Origin of the sequence: Gelidibacter japonicus, assembly GCF_010725055.1 — a bacterium.
Lineage (GTDB): Bacteria > Bacteroidota > Bacteroidia > Flavobacteriales > Flavobacteriaceae > Gelidibacter > Gelidibacter japonicus.
In genome coordinates, this window is the sequence record NZ_BJKB01000051.1 from 1 (window position 1) to 1,325 (window position 1,325).

Genomic DNA, 1,325 nt, shown 5'->3' on the forward strand with positions numbered 1-1,325 from the left:
TCACGGTCAACACCCTTGCGACTTACTAATGCTTCCAGACGTTACTCCAGCGCATAAGGGACTTGCACCCTCTAAATTAATACCTTACTTTGCAGTAAGGTAAAGATGCCCATACTGGGCACACACAATGTATATAAAAAATAGGCGAAACAGTAGTAAAATCAAGGCTTTTGGCTCGTATCAAACTTTGTGCTTTACCGAAAGTTTAGTGCTTCGAAATCGCCTACTTTTCATATACTAACCGTTGTGTGCAATGAAAAAAAACATTGTGCTATCATTAAAAATTGGAATTGAAAATAATAAATGATCGAATTTTATAACCTACTATCGAATAGAGAAATTTCCATACTGATTTGGTCTTTTGTGATTTTCGCAGTTTTGATTATAAGTTCAAAAGGTAGTTTTGGAAAATTATTAGATGTAATTAAAGCCTTATTTTCCAAGAAATTTATTCCGTTTTACATCACATTCCTCGTTTACTTTTTCATAATCATTTTACTATTAAATAAATTCTCAATATGGGAATTTTCGCTTTATAAGGATTTTATTTATTGGTTTTTAACAACTGGAATAGTTCTCTTTTTCAATGCCAATAATCTGAATACCATCAAAGATTTTGTCAAAGTTATATTGACAGCAACTTCATTAACCATCATACTTGAATTTATTGTTGGATTTTACAACTTTTCGCTTATTTGGGAACTGATATTAATTCCAATTGTAACTTTTATTTCTCTATTATCATTAGTTGCGGAAATGAAAAAAGATGACCCAAATACAAAAGTTGTAGCTAATATTTTAAAAGGCATACTTACAATTATTGGGTTTGGGATTTTAATTTATGGCATTTATCAATTGATAACTAACTATACTGATTTCTTCACATTGAGTAATCTAAAATCTTTTCTACTTCCACCGATTTTCACAATTCTATTTCTACCGCTGATTTATTTTACAGTTCTTTATATTAAGTACGAAAGAGCTTTTATGAACTTGAGACGTTACAAATTTCTTTCAGAAGACAGAAAAAAGAAAATTAGGATTTCGATTTTGAAATATGCTAACATTAATTTTAACTATATTGAGAACGCTAATAAAATAATTGTCTTTAAAAAAAAGGAATTACAAAACGAAACTGACATTAAATCATACTTGCGGAAAAACGTTAAACTGAAACAAAGTGCGTAAATCACTGCACACAATCGAGTAGACGGGTGACGACCTACCGGTCGCCACTGCGCCTCTCACACCACCGTACGTACGGGTCTCGTATACGGCGGTTCGCAAAAAGATGGGTTGAGTTCTAAGTAAACATCGGTCAATGA

General features: G+C 31.9%; 1 protein-coding gene. It reads left to right on the forward strand.

Annotation, left to right across the window (positions count from 1 at the left end; all coding sequences use genetic code 11):
- Positions 1–303 precede the first annotated feature (303 nt).
- On the forward strand, positions 304–1,188 hold the full coding sequence (locus tag G6N06_RS19605; RefSeq protein WP_163518390.1) for a hypothetical protein: 885 nt from the start codon (positions 304–306) through the stop codon (positions 1,186–1,188).
- The last annotated feature ends 137 nt before the right edge of the window (positions 1,189–1,325 follow it).

Excerpts from the sequence above, each read along its gene's own strand:
- G6N06_RS19605 (WP_163518390.1), top strand. The coding sequence starts at position 304 with ATGATCGAATTTTATAACCTACTATCGAATAGAGAAATTTCCATACTG.